28 protein-coding genes are annotated in these 21,128 nt (G+C 68.6%); 19 read left to right on the top strand and 9 right to left on the bottom strand.

Translation table 11 applies throughout. The features are described 5' to 3' along the window. The first annotated feature begins 204 nt into the window (after positions 1 to 204). Genes ASD35_RS10040 through ASD35_RS10050 form a run of 3 tightly spaced genes read left to right on the top strand, consistent with a single transcriptional unit; the run spans position 205 to position 3,765 of the window. Positions 205 to 2,202: a molybdopterin-dependent oxidoreductase gene (locus ASD35_RS10040; protein ID WP_056874796.1), complete on the top strand. Its 1,998-nt coding sequence runs from the start codon at positions 205 to 207 to the stop codon at positions 2,200 to 2,202. Between the two features lie 11 nt (positions 2,203 to 2,213). Continuing rightward, positions 2,214 to 3,260, top strand: a complete 1,047-nt coding sequence (locus tag ASD35_RS10045) for an aminopeptidase (protein WP_235538306.1) — start codon at positions 2,214 to 2,216, stop codon at positions 3,258 to 3,260. Then, complete coding sequence (locus ASD35_RS10050) at positions 3,226 to 3,765, top strand: GNAT family N-acetyltransferase (RefSeq protein WP_056874797.1); 540 nt, start codon at positions 3,226 to 3,228, stop codon at positions 3,763 to 3,765. Before ASD35_RS10045 ends, ASD35_RS10050 begins: the two co-directional genes overlap by 35 nt. Before the next feature lie 11 nt (positions 3,766 to 3,776). Here the strand turns inward: ASD35_RS10050 and ASD35_RS27110 are convergent, their stop codons facing one another. From ASD35_RS27110 to ASD35_RS10060, 3 genes are read right to left on the bottom strand one after another with little or no spacing between them, the layout of a single operon-like run. Beyond that, on the bottom strand, positions 3,777 to 4,061 hold the full coding sequence (locus tag ASD35_RS27110; RefSeq protein WP_157275482.1) for a hypothetical protein: 285 nt from the start codon (positions 4,059 to 4,061) through the stop codon (positions 3,777 to 3,779). 43 nt (positions 4,062 to 4,104) lie between these two features. After that, positions 4,105 to 5,064 (bottom strand): aldo/keto reductase family oxidoreductase, encoded by a 960-nt coding sequence (locus tag ASD35_RS10055; protein ID WP_056874798.1) that lies wholly within the window; start codon positions 5,062 to 5,064, stop codon positions 4,105 to 4,107. A gap of 2 nt (positions 5,065 to 5,066) precedes the next feature. Continuing rightward, the gene (locus ASD35_RS10060) at positions 5,067 to 5,834 is read right to left on the bottom strand and encodes a tetratricopeptide repeat protein (protein WP_056874799.1); all 768 of its coding nucleotides are present in this window, start codon (positions 5,832 to 5,834) and stop codon (positions 5,067 to 5,069) included. Between the two features lie 140 nt (positions 5,835 to 5,974). Between ASD35_RS10060 and ASD35_RS10065 the strand changes: the two genes are divergently transcribed. Beyond that, the gene (locus tag ASD35_RS10065; RefSeq protein WP_056874800.1) at positions 5,975 to 6,304 is read left to right on the top strand and encodes a polyhydroxyalkanoic acid system family protein; all 330 of its coding nucleotides are present in this window, start codon (positions 5,975 to 5,977) and stop codon (positions 6,302 to 6,304) included. 43 nt (positions 6,305 to 6,347) lie between these two features. On the opposite strand, the gene ASD35_RS10070 is transcribed toward ASD35_RS10065, so the two are convergent. Continuing rightward, positions 6,348 to 6,599, bottom strand: coding sequence for an acyl-CoA-binding protein (locus tag ASD35_RS10070; RefSeq protein ID WP_056874981.1), 252 nt, complete (start codon positions 6,597 to 6,599; stop codon positions 6,348 to 6,350). A gap of 106 nt (positions 6,600 to 6,705) precedes the next feature. Here ASD35_RS10070 and ASD35_RS10075 point away from each other — a divergent pair, with 106 nt between their 5' ends. Beyond that, positions 6,706 to 8,130: a wax ester/triacylglycerol synthase family O-acyltransferase gene (locus ASD35_RS10075; protein ID WP_082580067.1), complete on the top strand. Its 1,425-nt coding sequence runs from the start codon at positions 6,706 to 6,708 to the stop codon at positions 8,128 to 8,130. Between the two features lie 42 nt (positions 8,131 to 8,172). On the opposite strand, the gene ASD35_RS10080 is transcribed toward ASD35_RS10075, so the two are convergent. The 4 genes from ASD35_RS10080 to ASD35_RS10095 form a co-directional block, all read right to left on the bottom strand. Continuing rightward, a complete protein-coding gene (locus tag ASD35_RS10080) occupies positions 8,173 to 8,514 on the bottom strand; it encodes a hypothetical protein (protein WP_056874801.1) in 342 nt (113 codons plus the stop codon). Positions 8,515 to 8,619: 105 nt separating this feature from the next. Continuing rightward, entirely contained in the window at positions 8,620 to 8,985 is a 366-nt protein-coding gene (locus ASD35_RS10085; RefSeq protein ID WP_056874802.1) for a hypothetical protein, read from the bottom strand. 127 nt (positions 8,986 to 9,112) lie between these two features. Next, entirely contained in the window at positions 9,113 to 9,886 is a 774-nt protein-coding gene (locus ASD35_RS10090) for a hypothetical protein (RefSeq protein WP_056874803.1), read from the bottom strand. Between the two features lie 13 nt (positions 9,887 to 9,899). Beyond that, on the bottom strand, positions 9,900 to 10,571 hold the full coding sequence (locus ASD35_RS10095; protein WP_056874804.1) for a TetR/AcrR family transcriptional regulator: 672 nt from the start codon (positions 10,569 to 10,571) through the stop codon (positions 9,900 to 9,902). A gap of 74 nt (positions 10,572 to 10,645) precedes the next feature. Between ASD35_RS10095 and ASD35_RS10100 the strand changes: the two genes are divergently transcribed. From ASD35_RS10100 to hisA, 11 genes are all read left to right on the top strand, one after another. Next, positions 10,646 to 11,569 (top strand): ABC transporter ATP-binding protein, encoded by a 924-nt coding sequence (locus ASD35_RS10100; RefSeq protein WP_056874805.1) that lies wholly within the window; start codon positions 10,646 to 10,648, stop codon positions 11,567 to 11,569. Beyond that, positions 11,566 to 12,321 (top strand): ABC transporter permease, encoded by a 756-nt coding sequence (locus ASD35_RS10105; protein ID WP_056874806.1) that lies wholly within the window; start codon positions 11,566 to 11,568, stop codon positions 12,319 to 12,321. The genes ASD35_RS10100 and ASD35_RS10105 overlap by 4 nt, the downstream gene beginning before the upstream one ends. Before the next feature lie 38 nt (positions 12,322 to 12,359). Continuing rightward, a complete protein-coding gene (locus ASD35_RS10110; protein ID WP_056874983.1) occupies positions 12,360 to 12,599 on the top strand; it encodes a BolA family protein in 240 nt (79 codons plus the stop codon). After that, positions 12,596 to 13,255: an ATP phosphoribosyltransferase gene (gene hisG, locus ASD35_RS10115; protein WP_056874807.1), complete on the top strand. Its 660-nt coding sequence runs from the start codon at positions 12,596 to 12,598 to the stop codon at positions 13,253 to 13,255. The genes ASD35_RS10110 and hisG overlap by 4 nt, the downstream gene beginning before the upstream one ends. Beyond that, entirely contained in the window at positions 13,252 to 14,556 is a 1,305-nt protein-coding gene (gene hisD / locus ASD35_RS10120) for a histidinol dehydrogenase (RefSeq protein WP_056874808.1), read from the top strand. The genes hisG and hisD overlap by 4 nt, the downstream gene beginning before the upstream one ends. Before the next feature lie 57 nt (positions 14,557 to 14,613). Then, complete coding sequence (locus ASD35_RS10125; RefSeq protein WP_056874809.1) at positions 14,614 to 14,832, top strand: hypothetical protein; 219 nt, start codon at positions 14,614 to 14,616, stop codon at positions 14,830 to 14,832. Next, positions 14,829 to 15,257, top strand: coding sequence for a PIN domain-containing protein (locus ASD35_RS10130; RefSeq protein ID WP_056874810.1), 429 nt, complete (start codon positions 14,829 to 14,831; stop codon positions 15,255 to 15,257). The genes ASD35_RS10125 and ASD35_RS10130 overlap by 4 nt, the downstream gene beginning before the upstream one ends. Beyond that, a complete protein-coding gene (hisC, locus tag ASD35_RS10135) occupies positions 15,254 to 16,348 on the top strand; it encodes a histidinol-phosphate transaminase (protein WP_056874811.1) in 1,095 nt (364 codons plus the stop codon). The genes ASD35_RS10130 and hisC overlap by 4 nt, the downstream gene beginning before the upstream one ends. Further along, complete coding sequence (hisB, locus tag ASD35_RS10140; RefSeq protein ID WP_056874812.1) at positions 16,336 to 16,950, top strand: imidazoleglycerol-phosphate dehydratase HisB; 615 nt, start codon at positions 16,336 to 16,338, stop codon at positions 16,948 to 16,950. Before hisC ends, hisB begins: the two co-directional genes overlap by 13 nt. After that, positions 16,947 to 17,594 (top strand): imidazole glycerol phosphate synthase subunit HisH, encoded by a 648-nt coding sequence (gene hisH / locus ASD35_RS10145; protein ID WP_082580068.1) that lies wholly within the window; start codon positions 16,947 to 16,949, stop codon positions 17,592 to 17,594. The genes hisB and hisH overlap by 4 nt, the downstream gene beginning before the upstream one ends. A gap of 72 nt (positions 17,595 to 17,666) precedes the next feature. Further along, complete coding sequence (gene hisA, locus ASD35_RS10150) at positions 17,667 to 18,416, top strand: 1-(5-phosphoribosyl)-5-[(5-phosphoribosylamino)methylideneamino]imidazole-4-carboxamide isomerase (RefSeq protein ID WP_056874813.1); 750 nt, start codon at positions 17,667 to 17,669, stop codon at positions 18,414 to 18,416. A 131-nt stretch (positions 18,417 to 18,547) separates the two neighbouring features. Here hisA and ASD35_RS10155 read toward each other — a convergent pair whose 3' ends face one another. Then, positions 18,548 to 19,120, bottom strand: a complete 573-nt coding sequence (locus tag ASD35_RS10155) for a CHRD domain-containing protein (protein WP_082580082.1) — start codon at positions 19,118 to 19,120, stop codon at positions 18,548 to 18,550. 112 nt (positions 19,121 to 19,232) lie between these two features. Here ASD35_RS10155 and hisF point away from each other — a divergent pair, with 112 nt between their 5' ends. From hisF to coaD, 3 genes are read left to right on the top strand one after another with little or no spacing between them, the layout of a single operon-like run. Beyond that, positions 19,233 to 19,994: an imidazole glycerol phosphate synthase subunit HisF gene (hisF, locus tag ASD35_RS27115; protein ID WP_056874815.1), complete on the top strand. Its 762-nt coding sequence runs from the start codon at positions 19,233 to 19,235 to the stop codon at positions 19,992 to 19,994. Then, on the top strand, positions 19,991 to 20,632 hold the full coding sequence (gene rsmD / locus ASD35_RS26555) for a 16S rRNA (guanine(966)-N(2))-methyltransferase RsmD (RefSeq protein WP_157275483.1): 642 nt from the start codon (positions 19,991 to 19,993) through the stop codon (positions 20,630 to 20,632). Before hisF ends, rsmD begins: the two co-directional genes overlap by 4 nt. Continuing rightward, complete coding sequence (gene coaD / locus ASD35_RS10170) at positions 20,629 to 21,126, top strand: pantetheine-phosphate adenylyltransferase (RefSeq protein ID WP_056874816.1); 498 nt, start codon at positions 20,629 to 20,631, stop codon at positions 21,124 to 21,126. Before rsmD ends, coaD begins: the two co-directional genes overlap by 4 nt. Positions 21,127 to 21,128: the final 2 nt, after the last annotated feature.

A 21,128-nucleotide genomic window follows, 5' to 3' on the forward strand; every position in this document is an offset into this window, starting at 1 on the left:
GCGCCTCCCCTACGCTTAGGGGAGGCTGCAGAACCCCGCGTTGCAGTTCGATCGCAGCTCAGCTTTAACGGCAACTGGCTGTTTCCCGGAGACTTGCCCAGTCATTGACGCCAGCGATGGCTGGCCAGCCTTGTACGGTGACCCTCAGCGAGCCGGTCGGGCATCCCGCGCGAGAATCGCGGCTCTGCCCCAATCGCGACTCCCATGACCACCCGTACCGTCTACGGCGCCTGCCCCCACGACTGCCCGGACACCTGCGCCATGCAGGTCACCGTCGAGAACGAGCGTGTCGTCAAGGTCCAGGGCCGCGCCGACCATCCCAACACCCATGGCGCGCTGTGCACCAAGGTGTCGCGTTATCCCGAGCGCACCTATCACCCTGAGCGTGTGTTGCATCCGCTCAAGCGTGTCAGCAAGAAGACCGAGGCGCCGGCCTTCGTGCAGGTCAGCTGGGCCGAGGCCCTTGCCGACATCGCGGCCCGCCTGAAGGCGGTGAAGGACCCGCAGTGCATCCAGCCGTACAGCTACGCAGGCACCATGGGCCTGATCCAGGGCGAGGCCATGGCCGGGCGGCTGTGGAACGCGCTGGGCGCCGCGCGGCTGGACCGCACCATCTGCGCCTCGGCCGGCGGGGCGGGCCTGGCCGCCACCTACGGCCACAAGCTGGGCATGCACACGCGCCACTTCGCCGGCGCCAAGCTCATCATCATCTGGGGCAGCAACAGCATCGCGTCCAACCTGCATTTCTGGACGTACGCCAACCAGGCCAAGCGCGAGGGCGCCAAGCTCGTCTGCATCGACCCGCGCAAGACCGAGACCGCCGACAAATGCCACCAGCACATCGCCGTGCTGCCCGGCACCGACGGCGCGCTGGCGCTGGGCCTGATGCATGAGCTGATTGCCAGCGCCTGGCTGGACCAGGACTACATCGACCGGCACGTCGACGGCTGGGCCGAGCTGCGCGGCAAGGCGCTGGACTGGCCGCCCGAGCGTGTCGCCGAGGTCTGCGGCATCACCGCCGAAGAGGTGCGCGGCCTGGCGCGCGACTACGCCACCATCACGCCCGCGGCCATCCGCATGAACTACGGCCTGCAGCGCGTGCGCGGCGGCGGCAATGCCGTGCGGCTGATCGCGCTGCTGCCCTGCCTGACCGGCGCCTGGCGCCACCCCAGCGGCGGCATGCTGCTGTCGGCCTCGGGCTGGAATGCGCCGTTCAAGAACGCCAACCTCGAACGCCCGGACCTGCTGGCCGGCCGCACACCGCGCATGGTCAACATGAGCACCATCGGCGACGCGCTGCTGCAGGCCGACCCGCCGATCGAGGCGCTGATCGTCTACAACAGCAACCCGGTCGCGGTGGCGCCCGAGTCGCCCAAGGTGGTGAAGGGCTTCCAGCGCGAGGACTTGTTCACCGTCGTGCTCGAGCACTTCATGACCGACACGGCCGACCTCGCCGACTACGTGCTGCCCGCCACCACGCAGTTGGAGCACCTGGACGTGCACACCAGCTACGGCCACACCGACGTGGTGATGAACCAGCCGGCCATTGCGCCGCTGGGCGAGGCCAAGCCCAACACGCAGATCTTCCGCGAGCTGGCCGCGGCGATGGGCCTGACCGACCCGTGCTTTGCCGACACCGACGAGCAGTTGGCGGCGCAGGCCTTCACGGCCGACATCGACGTGGCCCTGCTGCGCGAGCAAGGCTGGCAGCCGCTGCCCATCGCCGAGGCGCCGTTTGCAGAAGGGGGCTTCCGCACCCCCAATGGCCGCGCGCAGGCCGCGGGCGCCGACTTCGTGCCCAACTACGAGAGCGCCCGGAGTTCGCCGGAGCTGGCCGCCCGCTACCCGCTGGCCATGATCTCGCCGCCGGCGCGCAACTTCCTGAACAGCAGCTTCGTCAACGTGAAGAGCCTGCGCGACATCGAGGGCGAGCCGCTCATCGAGATGCATGCCGGCGACGCCGCCGCGCGCGGCCTGGTCGACGGCGCGCTGGTCGCGGCCTTCAACGACCGCGGCCGCTACGTTGCCAGGCTCAAGGTCAGCGCGCGTGCGCGGCCGGGCGTCGTCAACGGGCTGGGCGTCTGGTGGCGCAAGCTGGGCGTGCAGGGCAGCAACGTCAACGAGGTCACGCACCAGCGCCTGACCGACATGGGCGAGGCGCCGGCGTTCTACGACTGCCTGGTGCAGGTCGAGGCCGCTTGATCCGTCGGCTGTTGCTCGTTCCGCTGGCGCTGGCCCTGGGCGGCTGCAGCGCCCTGGGCCACTGGAGCCAGGCGGCCAACGGCCATCTGGGCATCGTGCGCGCCGCCAAGCCGGTGGACGACTGGCTGGCCGACCCGGCCACGCCGGCCGACCTCGCCGAGCGCCTGCGCCTGTCGCAACGCATGCGCGATTTCGCCAGCAGCCAGCTGGCCCTGCCGGAGAACAACAGCTACCGCCGCTATGCCGACCTGAAGCGCGCGGCCGCCGTCTGGAACGTCATCGCCGCGCCCGAGTTCGGCTTCACGCTCAAGACCTGGTGCTACCCCATCATGGGTTGCGCCGGCTACCAGGGCTGGTTCGACCTCGACGAGGCGAGGAAGCGCGCCGACGCGCTGAAGGCCGAAGGCTGGGAGGTCCAGGTGCAGCCCATCCCCGCCTACTCGACGCTGGGCTGGAGCCGGCTGCTGGGCGGAGACCCGCTGCTCAACACCTTCATCCGCTATGCCGAAGGCGAGCTGGCCGCCATGATCTTCCACGAGCTGGCGCACCAGCGCGTCTACGCCAGCGACGACACCGGCTTCAACGAGGCCTATGCCAGCGCGGTCGAGCTGCTCGGTGCACGCCAATGGCTGGCCGACAAGCCCGAGGCATTGGCCGCCTTCGAGGCCGGCCGCGCGCGGCGTGCGCGCTTCCTGGCGCTGGCGCGTGAAGGGCGCGAGCGGCTGCAGAAGGTCTACGACGGCCCGGCCGAGTTGCGAGCGCAGGGCAAGGCCGCCGTCATGGCCGAACTGCGCGAGCGCGCGCCGCGCGAGGCGCCGGGCTACGAGGCCTGGTTCCAGCGCGCCAACAACGCCAACTTCGCCATCCTGTCGGCCTACAGCGACCTCGTGCCGGCCTTCGAGCGGCTGTTCGAGCGTGAGGGGCGGGACTGGAGGCGCTTCCATGCGGCTGTCGAGCGACTGGTGCCGCTGTCGCGCGAGGAGCGCCGGGCTACATTGCGGAGCCTTGAAGGAGGCACCCCGCATGAAGCTGACCCTGCGCCGCGTCAAACCCGCTGACGCCGCGGCCATCGCCGAACAGTTTTCCGACCCCGACGTGTTCGGCGGCACGACGCAACTGCCCTTTGCCAGCGAGGAGCTGTGGGCCCAGCGCATCGCCGGCATGAACCCGCCGGCCCCGGGCTCCAACGAACTGGTGCTGGCGGCCGTGCTGGGCGACAAGCCCGTGGGCCTGGCCGGCCTGCATCCGGCCGGCCCCTCGGTGCGCCGCCGCCATGCGATGGGCCTGGGCATCACGGTCGCCAAGGCTGCACAGGGCCAGGGCGTTGGCCAGGCGCTGATGGCGGCACTGCTCGACTACGCCGACAACTGGGCGCAGATCCTGCGCATCGAGCTGACGGTCTATCACGACAACGCGCGGGCGATCCGGCTGTACGAGCGCCATGGCTTCGAGCACGAGGGGCGGCTCAAGGCGTATGCGTTGCGCAATGGCGTTTATGTGGATGTGTTGTCGATGGCGAGGCTGCATCCGAGGCAGCCGTTGGTGCGTGCCGTTGAGCGGTGAAACGCTGCAGGCTATCTCGACACGTCGGTTTTGACGATGTTCACCAAGCCGCCATATGGCGTGCTTGCACACCACGCACTTTTTAGACCCGTGAGTGCAACTGGACTAAAAAGGCCGGCGGGATCCTCTTCCATTGCCTGAACCAGGCGGGCCAAGCGCTTCTCTCCGATGCCAGGAATTTCCCCTGCACTCAACCGGCGTGACCATGCAAGAAGGGCCACCAGAGCGGTTCGAGCACGTACCTGCTTCATGTAAGTGCCGCCTTGGTATTCCCAAATGATCGTGTAAGTGCTCATCGAAGGGTTCGTGTCGTCATCCCGATGCGGCGGCACGCTTGAATCAAGGCAACGCCTGCCCCCGCGCCGCCACATACAGCCGATACCACTCCTCCCGGCTCAGCTGAATCTTCACCGCGTCGCCGCACGCCCGGATGCGCTCCGCATTGCCGCTGCCGATGACCGGCTGAATCCCCGCCGGATGCCGCAGCAGCCAGGCCAGCAGCACGGCATTGGCCGTCGTGCGGTGCGTCTCGGCCACCTCATGCACGACCTTTGCCGCCGCCGAGGCTGTCGGATCGCTGAACCGCCCTTGCGCCAGCGATCCCCAGGCCTGCAGCTGCACGCCGTGTTGCTGCGCGTACTCCAGCGTGCCCGCCCACGCGTCGCCGCCGGGCCGCGTCGCCGCCTGTGGGTCGTTGAAGGTGGTGCCCGCGTCGATCGCGTCCAGCTTGGCCAGGCTGATCTCCAGCTGGTTGGCCACCAGCGGCTCGCTCAACGCCGACTGCAGCCAGCGCATCTGCCCCGCATGCATGTTGGACACGCCCAGATGCCCGACCTTGCCCGCTGCCTTGAGCCGCCCGAAGGCGCGCGCGACCTCGGCGGGCTGCATCAGCGGGTCGGGGCGGTGCAGCAACAGGATGTCGATGTGCTCGACGGCCAGGCGCCTGAGGATGCCGTCGACGCTGGCCTCGATGTACTCGGCGCTGAGGTCGTAACGGCCCGGCGTCGTGTCGTCGCCGAAGCGGATGCCGCACTTGCTCTGCAGCCGCACCTTGGCGCGCAGGCCGGCGTCGCGCTTGAGCAGCTCGCCGAACACGGCCTCGGCCTTGCCTCGGCGGTAGATGTCGGCGTGGTCGAAGAGCTTGATGCCGATGCCCAGCGCCGCTTCGACGGCCGCGTGCGCGTGGGCGACGTCGGCTTCGGTGACCGGGCCGCCGCTCCAGTCGCCGCCCAGGGCCATGCAGCCGTAGACGAGTGGGCCGACGTGTGTCAGGTGGGCGTTCAGGGGCAGCGCGGACATGATCAGGCGATGGACGTGGGGCCGGCATCATGCGCCAGCGACTGACCGGTGCGCCAGCCGAACAGGCCCGCCAATGCTGCGGCGATGCCGGCGATGAGCGCGGTCACGCTGGCCGCTCGCAACAGGTGGCGGCGCCGGCGGCCGTCGCGCCGCGCCTTGCGGGCCGGGTGCTGGGCCAGCTCCTGCACCAGCACGATCTCGCGCTGGCGCTCCTCGATGAGACGGGCCAGATCGCCGGCCTGCTCGAAGCGCCGCACCAGCTCGCGCAGGGCGTCCAGTTCGCGCTTGCGGATGCGCAGGCCCGGTGCCATCAGCGGGCTGCCCAGCGCCCGGGCGCGCAGGAACAGCGCTTTGGCGCCGAGGCGGTCGGGCTGGCAGCCCCAACCGGCGTCCAGGCAACTGGCGAGGTTGAAGGTGGCGTCGGCATGACCCCGGGCCGCGGCGGCCACGTAGAGGGCGAGGCCGCGGGCGGCATCGGGCGCGCCGCCCCAGCCGGCCACGAGCATGCGGCCGAGGTGGAACTGGGCCGTCAGGCTGCCTTCGGCCGCGGCCTGCTCCAGGCGCGCACGGGCCTGCACCGCGTCGCGCGGCAGGCCCAGGCCTTCAAGCTGGCACAAGGCCAGCATCGCCAGGCCTTCGGCATGGCCCGCGTCGGCAGCGACGCGGAACCAGTACACCGCCTGCTCATGGTCGGGCTCGGCCGCGTTGAAATGCGCCAAGCCTTCGTCGAGCGGCTCGAGGCAGTGCCGGTAGGGGTCGACAAGTCGCATGGTTTCTCCCTGCTGCAGCGGGCTTGAGCCCGGCTTTTGGCGCGGAAGTATGCGTGCAAACGGTGGGTCGGAAGGCCGGCCAGATGTGACACGAGGCTTCTCGCGTAGAGTGCGCCGCAAAGAGACCAAGGAGGGCCGCCATGGCCGAAATCCGCATTCACCGAGACCACGACCTGGGCCTGACGAAGGCGCGCGAGATTGCCTGGCAATGGGCCGAGCAGGTCGAAGCGAAGTTCGACATGGAATGCACGGTGCTGGAAGGCGAAACCAGCGACACCGTCGAGTTCACGCGCTCGGGTGTGAAGGGCGAGCTGACGGTCGCGCCCGACCACTTCGAGCTGGTCGCGCAGCTGGGCTTCCTGCTCGGCGCCTTCAAGAAGACGATAGAGGGCGAGATCGAGAAGGAGCTCGACTCGCTGCTGGCTGCGGGCGCCAAGAAGAAGGCGCCGGCCAAAAAGAAACCGGCCTGAGCGCGCAGGCCCGGCCGGTCGTGGATGAGCCGACGGCGTCGGCTTACTTCAGGGACTCGATGAGGTCCACGTACTGCTGCATCGCCTCGTCCTGCGACGTGCCCTTGAGCTCGTTCCACGCGTCCCACTTGGCGCGGCCGACCATGTCGGTGAAGCCCGGGCGCTTGCCCTCGACGTCGCCGGCGCTGCCCTGCTTGTAGAGGGCGTAGATCTTCAGCAGCGTCATGTTGTCGGGTCGCTCCGGCAGATTCTTGGAATCGGCGACGGCGGCTTCGAACTGGTCTTTCAGGCTCACGGGGTTCTCCAGGCTGATCAAGTGCGTCGATTCTCATGACAATCGACTGGCGGCCAGCGAGTTTAGGCCTGCAAGAACAATCAGCGAGGAGACCGATTTGGGCCAGATGAGCGAACGCATGTCCAAGGTGGATACCGCCTGGCTGCGCATGGACACCGAGGCCAACCTGATGATGATCGTCGGGGTGTGGTCCATCCGTCCCGGCATCACGCTCGCCCAGCTGCGCGAGCGCGTGGCCGAGCGGCTGCTGCAGTACCCGCGCTTTCGCCAGAAGGTGGTCGAGGACGCGCTGCTCGGCGCGCAGTGGGTGGCCGACCGCGACTTCGACATCGCCCGCCACGTCATCGCCGAGGTGCCGCTGCCGATGCGCGGCGAGAGCAACGACGAGGTGCTTCGCAAGCGCGTCGCCGAGCTGTGCGCCCAGCCGCTGGACCCGGCCCACCCGCTGTGGCAGATGCAGCTCATCGAGGACATGGGCGACGGCACGAGCGCGCTGATCGCCCGCATCCACCACTGCATCGCCGACGGCATCGCGCTGATCGCCGTCATGCTGTCCATCACCGACGGTGGCAAGGCACCGCCGAAGCGCGCGCCCCGCGCCGAGGCGGAAGAACCCCATGAGGCCGACTGGCTGCTGGACGCCTTCCTGCGGCCCATGACCAACATGACCGTCAAGGCCATCGGCATGACGGGCAAGGGTGTGGCCAAGGGCGTCGACATTGCGATGAGTGGCGCCACGCCGATGGACTCGTCCATGGAGATGGCCCGCATGGGCTACCAGGCGGTGTCCGACGTGGCGGCTTTCGCGCTGATGCCCGACGACTCGCCGACGCGCCTGAAGGGCAAGCCCGGCGCGAGGAAGACCGTGGCCTGGGACGACAGCCTGGCGCTGGACGAGGTGAAGGCCGTCGGCAAGGCGCTGGGCGCGTCCATCAACGACGTGCTGCTGGCCTGCGCGGCCGGCGCCATCGGCCGCTATCTGGCGGACAAGGGCGAGGACCCGGCGGGCAAGGAGATCCGCGCGATGGTGCCCGTCAACCTTCGGCCGCTGGAACAGGCCTGGCAGTTGGGCAACCGCTTCGGCCTGGTGCCGCTGGTGCTGCCCATCGGCATCGCCAACCCCGTCGAGCGACTGTTCGCGGTGCGGGCGCGCATGAACGAGCTGAAGGGCAGCTTCCAGCCGGTGATGGCCTTCGGCCTGCTGTCGGTGGCGGGGCTGCTGATCAAGCCGGTGCAGCACGCGATGCTGAACATCTTCGCCCGGAAGGCGACGGCCGTGATGACCAACGTGCCGGGCCCCGCCGAGGCGCTGAAGTTCTGCGGCTCGACGGTGGAGAAGGTGATGTTCTGGGTGCCGCAGTCGGGCGACATCGGCATGGGCGTCAGCATCCTGACCTATGCCGGGCGGGTGCAGTTCGGCCTCATCACCGATGCCGTGCTGTGCCCCGACCCCGAGGCCATCATCGCCAACTTCGCGCCGGAGTTCGAGAAGCTGCTGATGCTGGCGCTGATGATGCCCTGGGAGCGGTGAACCCCGGCGGGCCGGCTTGGGAGCCTGGCGCTCGGTGCTGCGCTATTTGCCCGAAGCCGAGGCGGCGGTTGTAGGTTTCTTGGCCTTGGGCCGGCCAGCAGCGCTCGGGTAGGCGCGCATGACGAGCGAAGGCTCGGCCTTGTCGAGGTAGGCGGCCAGCTGCTCTTCGGTGCAGGGCTTGGCGTCGCTGTAGTGCCGCATGTCGCCAGGGTGCTTCTCGCCGCGGTACTCGGGCGCGTTGCCGGCCGGCTGGTTCGCGATGAAGCTGGCGTAGCTCTGCGCGCAGCCGGCGCGCAGTTCGGACCGGGCCTTGGTCATGTCGGCGTCGTCGGCAAGAGCGCCGGTGCTGGCCAGGACGAGCGAGGCGATCAGGAGTTTCCGCATGGCATGACCTCTTTGGAGTGCACTGAACTCCAAGATTAGGTCGCCCAGCGCCAAAAACAAAGGCGCTCCGGAGAGCGCCTTGCGTTTGCTGACAGCTGGGCCGCGTCAGAGGCTGAACGGTTCGGCCTTCTCGGCCTTCTTCTTGCCCTTGGTGGTGGGGCGGCCGGCGGCGGTCGGGTAGGCGGCCATCACCTTGGCGGGATCAGCCTTGTTGTCCAGGTAGGCGGCGTACTGCTGCGTGGTGCAGGGCAGCAGCTTGCCGGGCTTGGCCTCGCCCTTGTACTTGCCGTTCGAGTAGACGAACTGGTATTCGTTGGCGGCGGCCGGCATTGCCACGCTGCTGGTCTCGCTGTAGCTCTGGGCGCACTCGGCGCGCAGCTCGGCCTGCTCGGGCGTGGCGTTGTTGGCTGCCTGGGCGGCGGAGCCCACGAAAGCGGTCACGGCGGCGAGGGCAGGGATCAGGAACTTCATGGCGCGGTCTCGTTGAAGGGGTGGCTGATGGGGGCGAAGCTTACGTCGCGGCACCTTGGCCCGCACCCCCGGAAGCACGGGTGGCCGGGTCGTGAACTCCGTCACGACCCGCGGCAGCAGGTGTGACTTATTCCTCGAGTTCTTCCTTGGCCATCTCGACGTCCAGCTGCTCCATCGCATCCATCGCCTCGCAGGCGGCCGCGTCGGCGTACAGCTTCTCGGCTTCCTTCATGCGCTTGTCGCCCTCCAGCATGACCAGGCCGTTGGCGCGCTCGATCATCGCAATGGCGCTGGTGGGGTTGAGCTTCAAGGCCTGCTCGAACATCTTCAAGCCCGTGGCCGTGTCGGCGCCCTGGGTCTTGCCGAGCAGCTTGCCGACCTTGTCGATGACCTCGGCGTGGAAGGCACCCAGCGCGATGTGGGCGTCGGCGTGCTTGGGCGCCAGCGTGATGGTGGTCTCCAGCGCGTTCTTGACCTTGGAGCCCAGGCCCTGGGCCAGCGCCTTGGTGATGCTGATGCCCTGGCCATAACGGCCCAGTGCGTAGGCCTGCCAGTAGTGCGCGTTCGGGTTCTTGGGTTCTTCGGCCTGCTGGGCCTCGGCGCGCTCGGCGATCTCCAGGAACATCTCCAGCTTCACCTTCTCCTTCTTCTCGAGGTAGTTGGCGTAGATGCCCTGGGCCTTGTTGGCGACGGTGATGCCGGCGCCGCCCGCGGCCAGGCCCGCGTCGTAGGCCGCCTGGAAGTCGCCGGCGTGGAAGTGGATCCAGGCCTGCACGACGTCGGCGTCCTTGGGGAAGGGCTCCGCGTCGCCGGCATGCAGCCGCGCCCAGTGCTTCTTCAGCGTGGCCGGCGTGTACACGAACGCGCTGTTGTCGTAGGGGAAGGCGGTCCACTTGGCCATGGCTTTGTCTCCGTCAGGGTTGTGATTGATGGGTCTGGTACTGGCCGGCGAGTTTGTAGAGGTGGTCCTTGGACGCAGGCTCAAGGTAGGGTAGCAGCAGGCTTAAAGCGTGGAAGGCGCCGCGCATCAGCGCCGCGCCGGCGCGGTCGGGCTCCAGCGCATGGCGCGGGTCGCGCACGTATTCGTAGCTCAGCCAGTAGCTCACGACGACGACCATCGCGTTGGCCGTGGGCGCGGCTTCGCGCAGCTCCATCTTCAACGCGCCGCCCAGGTGCAGGCCGGACAGCACGTGCCGCATCGCCTGCTCCTTGGCCGCCAGCAGCGTCTGGAAGTGGGTTTCGAGCCGGCGGTTCTTGAACAGCAGGTCGTTGAGGTCGCGGTACAGGAAGCGGTGCTTCCAGATCAGCTCGAACAGCATGTGGAAGAACAGCCAGGCGTCCTCCACATTGCGCACGTTGTCGGCGGCGGCCAGCAGCTCCTGCAGCTCGGCCTCGTAGCGGCCGAAGAGGGCGTTGACCAGCTCGTCCTTGGCCGGGTAGTGGTAGTACAGGTTGCCCGGGCTGATCTTCAGTTCCGCCGAGATGAGCGTGGTCGACACATTGGGCTCGCCGAAGGCGTTGAAGAGGTCGAGCGTGACCTCCAGGATGCGCTCGGCGGTGCGGCGGGGTTTCTTGGGCGGCGGCATGGGGCGGGAGTGAGCTGCGGGGCATTCTGGCAGTGAAGAGCGGCCAAACGGCGCCACTCCTAGAATTCCGCGCCATGCCGAGCCCGACCCCATCGCCCCCTGCCATTTCGTTCGAGAACGTCAAGAAAACATACCGGGGAGGGCAGCTCAAGGCGCTGGACGGGGTCAGCTTCGACATCCAGGCCGGCGAGTTCTTCGGCCTGCTGGGCCCCAACGGCGCGGGCAAGACGACGCTGATCAGCGTGCTCGCCGGGCTGACCAAGGCCACCGAGGGCCGCGTGCGCGTGATGGGCCATGACGTGGTGGACGACTATGCCGCCGCCCGCAAGGCACTGGGCGTGGTGCCGCAGGAGCTGGTGTTCGACCCCTTCTTCAGCGTGCGCGAGTCGCTGCGCATCCAGAGCGGCTACTTCGGCGTGCACGGCAACGACGACTGGATCGACGAGCTGCTCGCCAACCTGGGCCTGGCCGACAAGGCCAACGCGAACATGCGGCAGCTGTCCGGCGGCATGAAGCGCCGCGTGCTGGTGGCGCAGGCGCTGGTGCACCGGCCGCCGGTCATCGTGCTGGACGAGCCCACCGCCGGCGTCGACGTGGAACTGCGCCAGACGCTGTGGCAGTTCATCGCGCGCCTGAACAGGGAAGGCCACACGGTGCTGCTGACGACGCACTACCTCGAAGAGGCCGAGGCGCTGTGCCAGCGCATCGGCATGCTGAAGAACGGCCGCATCGTGGCGCTGGACCGCACTTCGCAGCTGCTCGCCGGCACGGCGTCGACGATGCTGCGCTTCAAGACCGACGCGCAGCTGCCACCGGACATCGCCGCGCGTGCCCGCGTGACGGGCCGCATCGTGCAGGTGACGGCGCACGACGCCGCTGAAGTGGAGGCCACGTTGGCGGAATTGAGAAAGGTCGGCTGCCCCGTCGAGGACCTGGAGATCGGCCGGGCCGACCTCGAAGACGTGTTCCTGGAAATCATGCAAGGGGAACATGCATGAACGGGGCCTCGACGCTTTTCAAGAAGGAAGTGCTGCGCTTCTGGAAGGTTGCCTTCCAGACCGTGTGCGCGCCGGTGCTGACGGCCGTCATGTACCTGCTCGTGTTCGGCCATACGCTGGAAGACCACGTGAAGGTCTACGACACGGTGGGCTACACGCAGTTCCTGATCCCCGGCCTGGTGATGATGAGCGTGCTGCAGAACGCCTTCGCCAACAGCTCGTCCAGCCTCATCCAGAGCAAGATCACCGGCAACCTAGTGTTCCTGCTGCTGACGCCGCTGTCGCCGGCGGCCTGGTTCGTCGCCTACGTGGGCGCGGCCGTCGTGCGTGGCCTCGCCGTGGGCGCGGGCGTGCTGCTGGTCACCATCTGGTTTGCGCCGCCCGGCCTGGACAACCTCTTGTGGGTGCTGGCCTTCACGGTGCTGGGCGCCGGCCTGATGGGCACGCTGGGCCTGATCGCCGGCCTGTGGGCCGAAAAGTTCGACCAGCTCGCCGCCTTCCAGAACTTCATCATCATGCCGATGACGTTCCTGTCGGGCGTTTTCTATTCGGTGCACTCGCTGCCGGGCTTCTGGCAAGGCATCAGCCACCTGAACCCGTTCTTCTACATGATCGACGGCTTCCGCCGCGGCTTCTTCGGCGTCAGCGACGTGTCCCCATGGCTGAGCCTGGGCGTCGTCGGCGTCAGCTTCGCGGTGACGGCGAGCCTCGCTTTATCGCTGCTGAAGAGCGGCTACAAGATCCGGTCCTGAGTCCTCCCTAAAATCCGGGTTTTTCCCGAGGACCCATGATGGCCGACCCGACACCGCAAGAAGTGCGCGATTTCATTGCTGCAGGTCTGCCCTGCACGCATCTGGAAGTCGAGGGCGACGGCCGCCACTTCTTCGCGACCATCGTGTCGGCCGAGTTCACCGGCCTGACCCGCATCAAGCGCCACCAGCGTGTCTACGCCGCCCTGGGCGAGCGCATGCGCGAGCAGATCCATGCGCTGTCGATGAAGACGCTGGCCCCCGAGGAGTGGACGCAATGACCGGCCTGACCCTCGCGCTCTCCAAGGGCCGCATTTTCGAAGAGACGCTGCCGCTGCTGCGCGCCGCCGGCATCGAGGTGCTGGAAGACCCCGAGACCTCGCGCAAGCTCATCCTGCCGACCAACCACGACGGCGTGCGCATCGTGATGGTCCGCGCCAGCGACGTGCCGACCTATGTGCAATACGGCGGCGCCGACCTCGGCGTGGCCGGCCGCGACGTGCTGCACGAGCAGGCCCTCGCGCAAGGCGGCTCGCACGGCCTGTACCAGCCGCTGGACTTGAAGATCGCCCGCTGCCGCGTCAGCGTCGCGACGCGTGCCGACTTCGACTACGCCGCCGCCGTCAAGCAGGGCTCGCGCATCCGCGTGGCCACCAAGTACACCGAGATCGCCCGCCAGCACTTCGCCGACAAGGGCGTGCACGTGGACCTCATCAAGCTCTACGGCTCGATGGAATTGGCGCCGCTGACCGGGCTGGCCGAGGCCATCGTCGACCTCGTCTCCACCGGCGGCACGCTGCGTGCGAACAAGCTGGTGGAGGTGGAGCAGATCATGGACATCTCGTCGCGCCTGGTCGTCAACCAGGCGGCACTCAAGCTCAAGCGCGACCTGCTGCGCCCGCTCATCGACGCCTTCGCCTCGGCCATCCAACCATGAAGCTTCGCCAACTCTCGACCGCCGCTGCCGACTTCGACGCCGAGTTCGAACGGCTGCGCCATTGGTCGGCCGAGACGGATGCCGCCATCGAGGCCCGCGTTGCCGGGATCCTGGCCGATGTGCGGCAGCGCGGCGATGCCGCCGTGCTTGAGTACACCGCCCGCTTCGACCGCATGACCGTCGGCAGCGTCGCCGCGCTGGAGATCACGCAGGCCGAGTTGCAGGCCGCACTGGCGTCGATCACGCCTGGCCAACGCAGCGCGCTGGAGGCTGCCGCCAAGCGCGTGCGGGCCTATCACGCGCGCCAGCTCGAAGTCTGCGGCCTGAGCTGGAGTTACCGCGACGACGACGGCAACCTGCTGGGCCAGAAGGTCACCCCGCTGGACCGCGTGGGCATCTACGTGCCCGGCGGCAAGGCGGCCTATCCGAGCAGCGTGCTGATGAATGCGATCCCCGCGCATGTGGCCGGCGTGCAGGACATCATCATGGTCGTGCCCACGCCGGACGGCGCGCGCAACCCGCTGGTGCTGGCCGCCGCCGCCGTGGCCGGCGTGCACCGCGTGTTCGCAGTAGGCGGCGCGCAAGCCGTGGCGGCGCTGGCCTACGGCACGGCCACCATCCCGCGCGTCGACAAGATCACCGGCCCCGGCAATGCCTACGTGGCCTCGGCCAAGAAGCATGTGTTCGGCCAGGTCGGCATCGACATGATCGCCGGGCCGAGCGAGATCCTCGTCATCGCCGACGGCACGACGCCGCCGGACTGGGTCGCCATGGACCTCTTCAGCCAGGCCGAGCATGACGAGCTGGCGCAGAGCATCCTGCTCAGCCCTGATGCAGCGTTCCTCGCAGCCGTGCGCGCCAGCATGGAACGCCTGCTGCCCACGCTGCCGCGCGAGGCCGTGATCCGCGCGTCGCTGGAAGGCCGTGGCGCGCTGATCCTGACGCGCTCGATGGAAGAGGCCTGCGAGATCAGCAACGCCATCGCGCCCGAGCACCTGGAGATCAGCGCCGAGCAGCCGCAGCGCTGGGAGCCGCTGCTGCGCCACGCCGGCGCGATCTTCATGGGCGCCTACACGAGCGAATCGCTGGGCGACTATTGCGCCGGCCCGAACCACGTGCTGCCGACGGCCGGCACCGCGCGCTTCTCGTCGCCGCTGGGCGTCTACGACTTCCAGAAGCGCAGCAGCCTCATCGAGGTGAGCGCCCAGGGTGCGCAGTCGCTGGGCGGCATCGCCAGCGAACTGGCCCACGGCGAGGGCCTGCAGGCGCACGCCCGGGCGGCCGAACTGCGCCTGCGTTAGTCAGCCTTCCGAAGACACGAAGTTCGTGCAACACGAACTTCGTGTAATCTCCGGGCCATGAAGAACGTCACCGTGTCCATGGACGACGGCGTGGCCGAATGGGCCCGGCTGGAGGCCGCGCGTCGCAACACCAGCGTGTCCCGCCTGCTGGGTGAACTGCTGGCCGAGAAGATGCAGCACGACGATGTCTACGAGCGCGCGCTGCAGGACTGGTTGCACCGCGAACGGACGTGGTCGTCAGACGGCCAGCCGTATCCCGGGCGAGGCGTCTTGTGAGCGCCCCCGTCTTCGTCGACACCTCCGTGCTGCTCTTCAGCGAGGACGGTGCCCGCCCGGCCGAGCGCGAGCAGGTGCTGGCCTGGCTGCGCGAGCTGTGGTCCGCCCGCACCGGCCGCCTGTCGGTGCAGGTGTTGAACGACTTCTACCTGCTGGCCACGCAGCGCGTGAACCCGCCCATGCCGCAGGGCGACGTGCGCGCCGAGGTGCGCCGCTACCAGCACTGGCGCCCCTGGGCCACGGACCAGGCCACGGTCGAATCCGCCTGGTCGCTGGAAAGCCGCTTCGGCCTGCCGTTCGCCGACGCGCTGGTCGTCGCCAGCGCCAAGGCGCAGGGCTGCACCCGCCTGCTCAGCCTGGCCCTGCCGCATGACGCCGTCTTCGACAGCGTGCAGGTGCTCAACCCTCTCGTGACCGCCCCATGACCGAACCGCTCGCCCAAGCCCTCGCCCAAGCTCTCGTTCAAATACGCCCCGACGTGCGCGCAGCCCATGCCTATGTCGTGCAGCCCAGCGCCGGCGCGGTCAAGCTGGACGCGATGGAGAACCCCTACCGGCTGCCGCCCGAGCTGCAGCAGGCGCTGGGCGAACGCCTGGGTGCGCTGGCGCTGAACCGCTACCCGGCCGAGCGCACTGCAGAACTGGCCCGCGCGCTGGCGCGGCATGCCGGCGTGGGCGACGACGTGGGCGTCACGCTGGGCAATGGTTCGGACGAGCTGATCGGCCTGCTGACCATCGCCATCGCCAGGCCCGGCGCCAGCGTGCTGGCGCCGCTGCCCGGCTTCGTCATGTACGAGGCCCTGGCCCGCCAGCAGCGGCTGGAATTCATCGGCGTGCCGCTGCGGGCGGACGACTTCCAGCTCGACGAAGCCGCCATGCTGGCCGCCATAGCCCAACACCAGCCCGCGCTGGTCTACCTGGCCTATCCGAACAACCCGACCGGCACGCTGTGGGACGCCGCCGTCATCGAGCGCATCGCCCGGGCCGCGCCCGGCCTCGTCGTCATGGACGAGGCCTACCAGCCGTTCGCCAGCGCGGACAGCCTCGCGCTGATGGCCCGCCAGCCCAATGTGCTGGTCATGCGGACGATGAGCAAGTTCGGCCTGGCCGGCGTGCGCATCGGCTACCTGCTGGGTGCGCCCGAGCTGGTCGACCAGATCGAGAAGCTCCGCCCGCCCTACAACATCAGCGTGCTGAACGCCGAAGCCGCACTGTTCGCGCTGGAGCATGCCGACGTCTACGCCGCCCAGGCCGCCGAGCTGCGCCAGCAGCGCGAGCGGGTCTTCAGCGCGCTGCAGGCCATGCCCGGCATCAGTCCGTGGCCCAGCCAGGGCAATATGATCCTCGCCAGGGTGCAGGACGCCGCCGCCACCTTCGCAGCGCTCAAGGCGAACGGCGTGCTGATCAAGAACGTCTCGGCCATGCATCCGCTGCTCGCGAACTGTGTTCGCCTTACCGTCGGGACGCCCGACGAAAACACCGTGCTGCTCCAAGCGCTCGAAGCATGTCTGAACTAGCCCACCCTTCATCGGCACGAACGGCCGAAGTCACCCGCAACACCCGCGAGACGCGTATCACCGTGCGCATCAACCTGGACGGCACGGGCCAATCCAAGCTGCAGACGGGCATCGGCTTCTTCGACCACATGCTCGACCAGATCGCCCGCCACGGCATGATCGACCTGGACGTGCACTGCGAGGGCGACCTGCACATCGACGGCCACCACACTGTCGAGGACGTTGGCATCACGCTGGGCCTGGCGGTCGCCAAGGCCGTGGGCGACAAGGCCGGCCTGACGCGCTACGGCCACAGCTACGTGCCGCTGGACGAGGCGCTGTCGCGCGTCGTCATCGACCTGTCGGGCCGCCCGGGCCTGCACATGGACGTCAAGTTCACGGCCGGCAGCATCGGTGCCTTCGACACGCAGCTGACCTTCGAGTTCTTCCAGGGCTTCGTCAACCATGCGCTGGCCACCGTGCACATCGACAACCTGAAGGGCCACAACGCCCACCACCAGGCCGAGACGATGTTCAAGGCCTTCGGCCGCGCGCTGCGCATGGCGACGACGCTTGATCCGCGCTCGGCGGGTGTGATCCCTTCGACCAAGGGCTCGCTGTGACCCGAACCGTCGCCGTCGTCGACTACGGCATGGGCAACCTGCGCTCGGTGTCGCAGGCCGTCATTCATGCTGCGGAAGGCCAGGGTTTCGCCGTGGCCATCACCTGCGACCCCAATGTGGTGCGTGCTGCGGAGCGGGTCGTGCTGCCAGGCCAGGGCGCCATGCGCGACTGCATGCGCGAGCTGGCCGATTCGGGCGTGAAGGAAGCCGTCCTCGAAGCGGCGGCCACCAAGCCGCTGCTGGGTGTCTGCGTCGGCATGCAGATGCTGCTGGACCACAGCGAGGAGCAGGACACGCCCGGCCTCGGGCTCATCCCAGGGCGCGTGCAGCGCTTCCGCCTCGAAGGCCGGCTGCAGGAGGACGGCAGCCGCTTCAAGGTGCCCCAGATGGGCTGGAACCGCGTGCGCCAGGCCCAGCCCCATGCAGTGTGGGATGGCATCCCCGACGAGAGCTGGTTCTACTTCGTGCACAGCTTCTACGCCACGACGACCGACCCGCGGCACAGCGCCGGCGAAACCGATTACGGCGCTCGCTTTACCTGTGCGGTGGCCCGGGATAACATTTTTGCGACCCAATTCCACCCCGAGAAAAGTGCCGCGCTGGGCCTTGCGCTCTATCGCAATTTCCTTCACTGGAAACCCTGACCGGTGCCCGCCGGCCCGCACCTTCTCGCGCCCTCCCGCCCCCTTCCTCCCTCAGCTCTCCAGCCCCCAGCCATGCTGCTGATCCCCGCCATCGACCTGAAAGACGGTCGCTGTGTCCGCCTCAAGCAAGGCGACATGAACGACTCCACCACCTTCGGCGAGGACCCCGCCGCGATGGCGCGGCGCTGGCTCGATGCCGGCGCGCGGCGCCTGCACCTGGTGGACTTGAACGGCGCCTTCGCGGGCAAGCCGGTCAACGAGCCGGCCATCAAGGCCATCATCAAGGAGGTGGGCGACGAGATCCCCATCCAGCTCGGCGGCGGCATCCGTGACCTCGATACCATCGAGCGCTACCTGGACGACGGCCTCAGCTACGTCATCATCGGCACGGCCGCGGTCAAGAGCCCGGGTTTCCTGAAGGACGCCTGCACCGCCTTCGGCGGCCACATCATCGTGGGCCTGGATGCCAAGGACGGCAAGGTCGCGACCGACGGCTGGAGCAAGCTGACCGGCCACGAGGTCATCGACCTGGCCAAGAAGTTCGAGGATTACGGCGTCGAAGGCGTCATCTACACCGACATCGGCCGCGACGGCATGCTGACCGGCATCAACATCGAAGCCACCGTCAAGCTGGCCCAGGCGCTGACGATTCCCGTCATCGCCTCGGGCGGCCTGTCCGACATCGCCGACATCGAGCGTCTGTGCGTGGTCGAGAGCGAAGGCGTCGAGGGCGTCATCTGCGGCCGGTCGATCTACACCGGCGCGCTGGACTTTGCCGCCGCCCAGGCCCGCGCGGACGCGCTGCTGGCGGCGGCGGGCTGAGACGCCGCCCCTCGCCCAAGGGGTACCTTGGCCGGTCCCCCGAAGGGACGCCGATGCTTGCCGGATTGACCGGCAAGCACATCGGCAGATGGGCCGGCTTGGGAGCGGCCCGGCGCTCGACCCGGAAGAACTCAGCTCCGGCGCCGCAGCGCCAGCAGGCCCAGGCCGGCCAGCATCAGCGCATAGCTCTCGGGCTCCGGCACGGCGGTGACGAAGCTGCGGATCTCGCCGGCGCCAAAGGTCGTCGTGTGGATGTTGAAGTAGGCGTTGCCCGAGGTCAGGTTGCTGATGAGCCGCGCTTCCGCTCCGGCCGCCGTGCCACCGCTGTTCGCCAGGAAGGTGGCGCTGTACTGGTTGGTCTGGGTCAGGTCGATGACCTTCATGTAGCTGCCCGACGACACACCCAGCGGAAAGTCCGGCAGGATGCCGCCCTGCGCGAGCGCCACGCCCGCGGTGCCGGTGTTGGGCGCCGCGGTGCAGCAGTGGATGTGCGCGTTGCTGGTGGTGCCCGACAGGCCGGCCCAGGTGGCGTTGATGAGCAGCGTATGCCCGTCGTCGTCGTACTCCAGCGACAGCGTGCCGGAGCCGGTGGCGCCCAGGGCTTCCGCGGCGAAAGTGCCGGTGAATGTCGTGGAATGCGCCGACACGGCGGTGGCGCTCATTGCCAGGACCGTGGCGAGCAGGGCATGGGAAGGCAGTCTCATCGTCGTCTCCGTGGGGTGGGTTGTGCAGCTGCGATTGGGCAACGCTTGGCCCCGGCTGCGAAGCCCCTAACCATCGAAGGAATAATTCGGCTTCCTTTTCCGTATCCCCGCCATGCTCGCCAAACGCATCATTCCCTGCCTCGACGTCACCGCCGGCCGCGTGGTCAAGGGCGTCAACTTCGTGGGCCTGCGTGACGCGGGCGACCCGGTGGACATCGCCGCCCGCTACAACGAGCAGGGCGCCGACGAGCTGACCTTCCTCGACATCACCGCCACCAGCGACGGCCGCGACCTCATCCTGCACATCATCGAAGCCGTCGCATCCCAGGTCTTCATCCCGCTGACGGTGGGTGGCGGCGTGCGGGCGGTGGCCGATGTGCGGCGGCTGCTGAACGCCGGTGCCGACAAGGTCAGCTTCAACTCCGCGGCCGTGGCGGACCCCGAGCTGATACGCGCCGCGAGTGACAAGTACGGCGCCCAGTGCATCGTCGTCGCCATCGACGCCAAGCGGCGTGCCGATGGCTCTGGCTGGGACGTCTACACGCATGGCGGCCGCAAGAACGTGTGCCTGGATGCCGTCGAATGGGCGAAGCAGATGGCCGAGTTCGGCGCCGGCGAGATCCTGCTGACCAGCATGGACCGCGATGGCACCAAGAGTGGCTTCGACCTCGAATTGACCCGCGCCGTGTCCGACGCCGTGCCCGTGCCCGTCATCGCCTCCGGCGGCGTCGGCTCGCTCGACGACCTGGCCGACGGCATCACGAAAGGCGGCGCCGACGCGGTGCTGGCCGCCAGCATCTTCCACTTCGGCCAGCACACCGTGGGCGAGGCCAAGGCGCTGATGGCGGCGCGCGGCATCCCGGTGCGGCAGTGAGCAAGGGCGCGCGGGACGAGCGCCGGGCCGCCCCAGGCCGGCCCGCATCCCCTCGGGGAAGCGGCACCGGTACGCCGGCGGCGAGGGGCCCGGGTGAAATCCGCATCATCGGCGGCCAGTGGAAGCGCTCCAAGCTGCCCGTGCTCGACCTGCCTGGGCTGCGCCCGACGTCCGACCGCATCCGCGAGACCCTCTTCAACTGGCTGGGCCAGACGCTGACCGGCTGGCGCGTGCTGGATGCCTTCGCGGGCAGCGGCGCACTGGGCTTCGAGGCGGCGTCGCGCGGGGCGGAGGCCGTGGTGATGATCGAGCGCGAGGCGGCGTTGGTGGACGGGCTGCGGGCCAGCCAGAAGCGGCTGCAGGCCACGGCCATCACCGTCCACCGGGCCAATGTGCTGAACTGGATGACGGCCTGCACGGACCGCTTCGACCTGATCTTCCTCGACCCGCCGTTCGCCGACGACCTGTTCGACCGCGCGCTGGCGGCCGCCGTGCCGCTGCTGACCGACGGCGGGCTGATCTACGTCGAGTCTCCCGCCGAGATCCCGCCGCCGGCCGGATTCATTGCCTGGCGCCAGGGCCGTGCCGGGGCCGTGCACTACCAATTGCTGCGTCGCGAGGACAATCGGGGCGCATGACTTCGCGCACCACCATCACAGCCGTCTATCCGGGCACCTTCGACCCCATCACGCTGGGCCACGAAGACCTGATGCGCCGCGCGGCCGGCATGTTCGAGCGCCTGGTGGTGGCCGTCGCCGTCGGCCATCACAAGAAGACGCTGTTTGCGCTGGACGAGCGCCTGGCGATGGTGCAGGCGGCGGCAGCGCCGTTGGGCAATGTCGAGGTCATCGCCTTCGACGGGCTGCTGCGCGATTTCGTGCGTGCCCACGCCGGCCGCGTCGTCGTGCGCGGCCTGCGCACCGGCGGCGACTTCGAGTATGAGTTCCAGATGGCCGGCATGAACCGCAAGCTCATGCCCGAGGTCGAGACCATCTTCCTGACGCCCGGCGAGCACCACCAGTACACGTCCAGCACCTTCGTGCGCGAGATCGCGACGCTGGGCGGCGAGGTGGCGGAGTTCGTGTCGCCGGGGGTGCTGGCGCGCTTGAACGACAAGTTCAAGGAGGGCTGACC

This window comes from Pelomonas sp. Root1444 (genome assembly GCF_001426885.1).
Classification (GTDB): domain Bacteria; phylum Pseudomonadota; class Gammaproteobacteria; order Burkholderiales; family Burkholderiaceae_C; genus Pelomonas.

Coding starts and splice junctions, on each gene's coding strand:
- coaD (WP_056874816.1), top strand. CDS start 20,629: ATGACTTCGCGCACCACCATCACAGCCGTCTATCCGGGCACCTTCGAC.
- ASD35_RS10055 (WP_056874798.1), bottom strand. CDS start 5,064: ATGTCCGCGCTGCCCCTGAACGCCCACCTGACACACGTCGGCCCACTC.
- ASD35_RS10095 (WP_056874804.1), bottom strand. CDS start 10,571: ATGCCGCCGCCCAAGAAACCCCGCCGCACCGCCGAGCGCATCCTGGAG.
- ASD35_RS10065 (WP_056874800.1), top strand. CDS start 5,975: ATGGCCGAAATCCGCATTCACCGAGACCACGACCTGGGCCTGACGAAG.
- ASD35_RS10050 (WP_056874797.1), top strand. CDS start 3,226: ATGAAGCTGACCCTGCGCCGCGTCAAACCCGCTGACGCCGCGGCCATC.
- ASD35_RS10085 (WP_056874802.1), bottom strand. CDS start 8,985: ATGAAGTTCCTGATCCCTGCCCTCGCCGCCGTGACCGCTTTCGTGGGC.
- ASD35_RS10090 (WP_056874803.1), bottom strand. CDS start 9,886: ATGGCCAAGTGGACCGCCTTCCCCTACGACAACAGCGCGTTCGTGTAC.
- ASD35_RS10100 (WP_056874805.1), top strand. CDS start 10,646: ATGCCGAGCCCGACCCCATCGCCCCCTGCCATTTCGTTCGAGAACGTC.
- ASD35_RS10155 (WP_082580082.1), bottom strand. CDS start 19,120: ATGAGACTGCCTTCCCATGCCCTGCTCGCCACGGTCCTGGCAATGAGC.
- hisA (WP_056874813.1), top strand. CDS start 17,667: ATGCTGCTGATCCCCGCCATCGACCTGAAAGACGGTCGCTGTGTCCGC.
- ASD35_RS10060 (WP_056874799.1), bottom strand. CDS start 5,834: ATGCGACTTGTCGACCCCTACCGGCACTGCCTCGAGCCGCTCGACGAA.
- ASD35_RS10080 (WP_056874801.1), bottom strand. CDS start 8,514: ATGCGGAAACTCCTGATCGCCTCGCTCGTCCTGGCCAGCACCGGCGCT.
- ASD35_RS10105 (WP_056874806.1), top strand. CDS start 11,566: ATGAACGGGGCCTCGACGCTTTTCAAGAAGGAAGTGCTGCGCTTCTGG.
- ASD35_RS10125 (WP_056874809.1), top strand. CDS start 14,614: ATGAAGAACGTCACCGTGTCCATGGACGACGGCGTGGCCGAATGGGCC.
- hisB (WP_056874812.1), top strand. CDS start 16,336: ATGTCTGAACTAGCCCACCCTTCATCGGCACGAACGGCCGAAGTCACC.
- hisD (WP_056874808.1), top strand. CDS start 13,252: ATGAAGCTTCGCCAACTCTCGACCGCCGCTGCCGACTTCGACGCCGAG.
- hisF (WP_056874815.1), top strand. CDS start 19,233: ATGCTCGCCAAACGCATCATTCCCTGCCTCGACGTCACCGCCGGCCGC.
- hisG (WP_056874807.1), top strand. CDS start 12,596: ATGACCGGCCTGACCCTCGCGCTCTCCAAGGGCCGCATTTTCGAAGAG.
- ASD35_RS10075 (WP_082580067.1), top strand. CDS start 6,706: ATGAGCGAACGCATGTCCAAGGTGGATACCGCCTGGCTGCGCATGGAC.
- ASD35_RS10040 (WP_056874796.1), top strand. CDS start 205: ATGACCACCCGTACCGTCTACGGCGCCTGCCCCCACGACTGCCCGGAC.
- ASD35_RS27110 (WP_157275482.1), bottom strand. CDS start 4,061: ATGAGCACTTACACGATCATTTGGGAATACCAAGGCGGCACTTACATG.
- hisC (WP_056874811.1), top strand. CDS start 15,254: ATGACCGAACCGCTCGCCCAAGCCCTCGCCCAAGCTCTCGTTCAAATA.
- ASD35_RS10110 (WP_056874983.1), top strand. CDS start 12,360: ATGGCCGACCCGACACCGCAAGAAGTGCGCGATTTCATTGCTGCAGGT.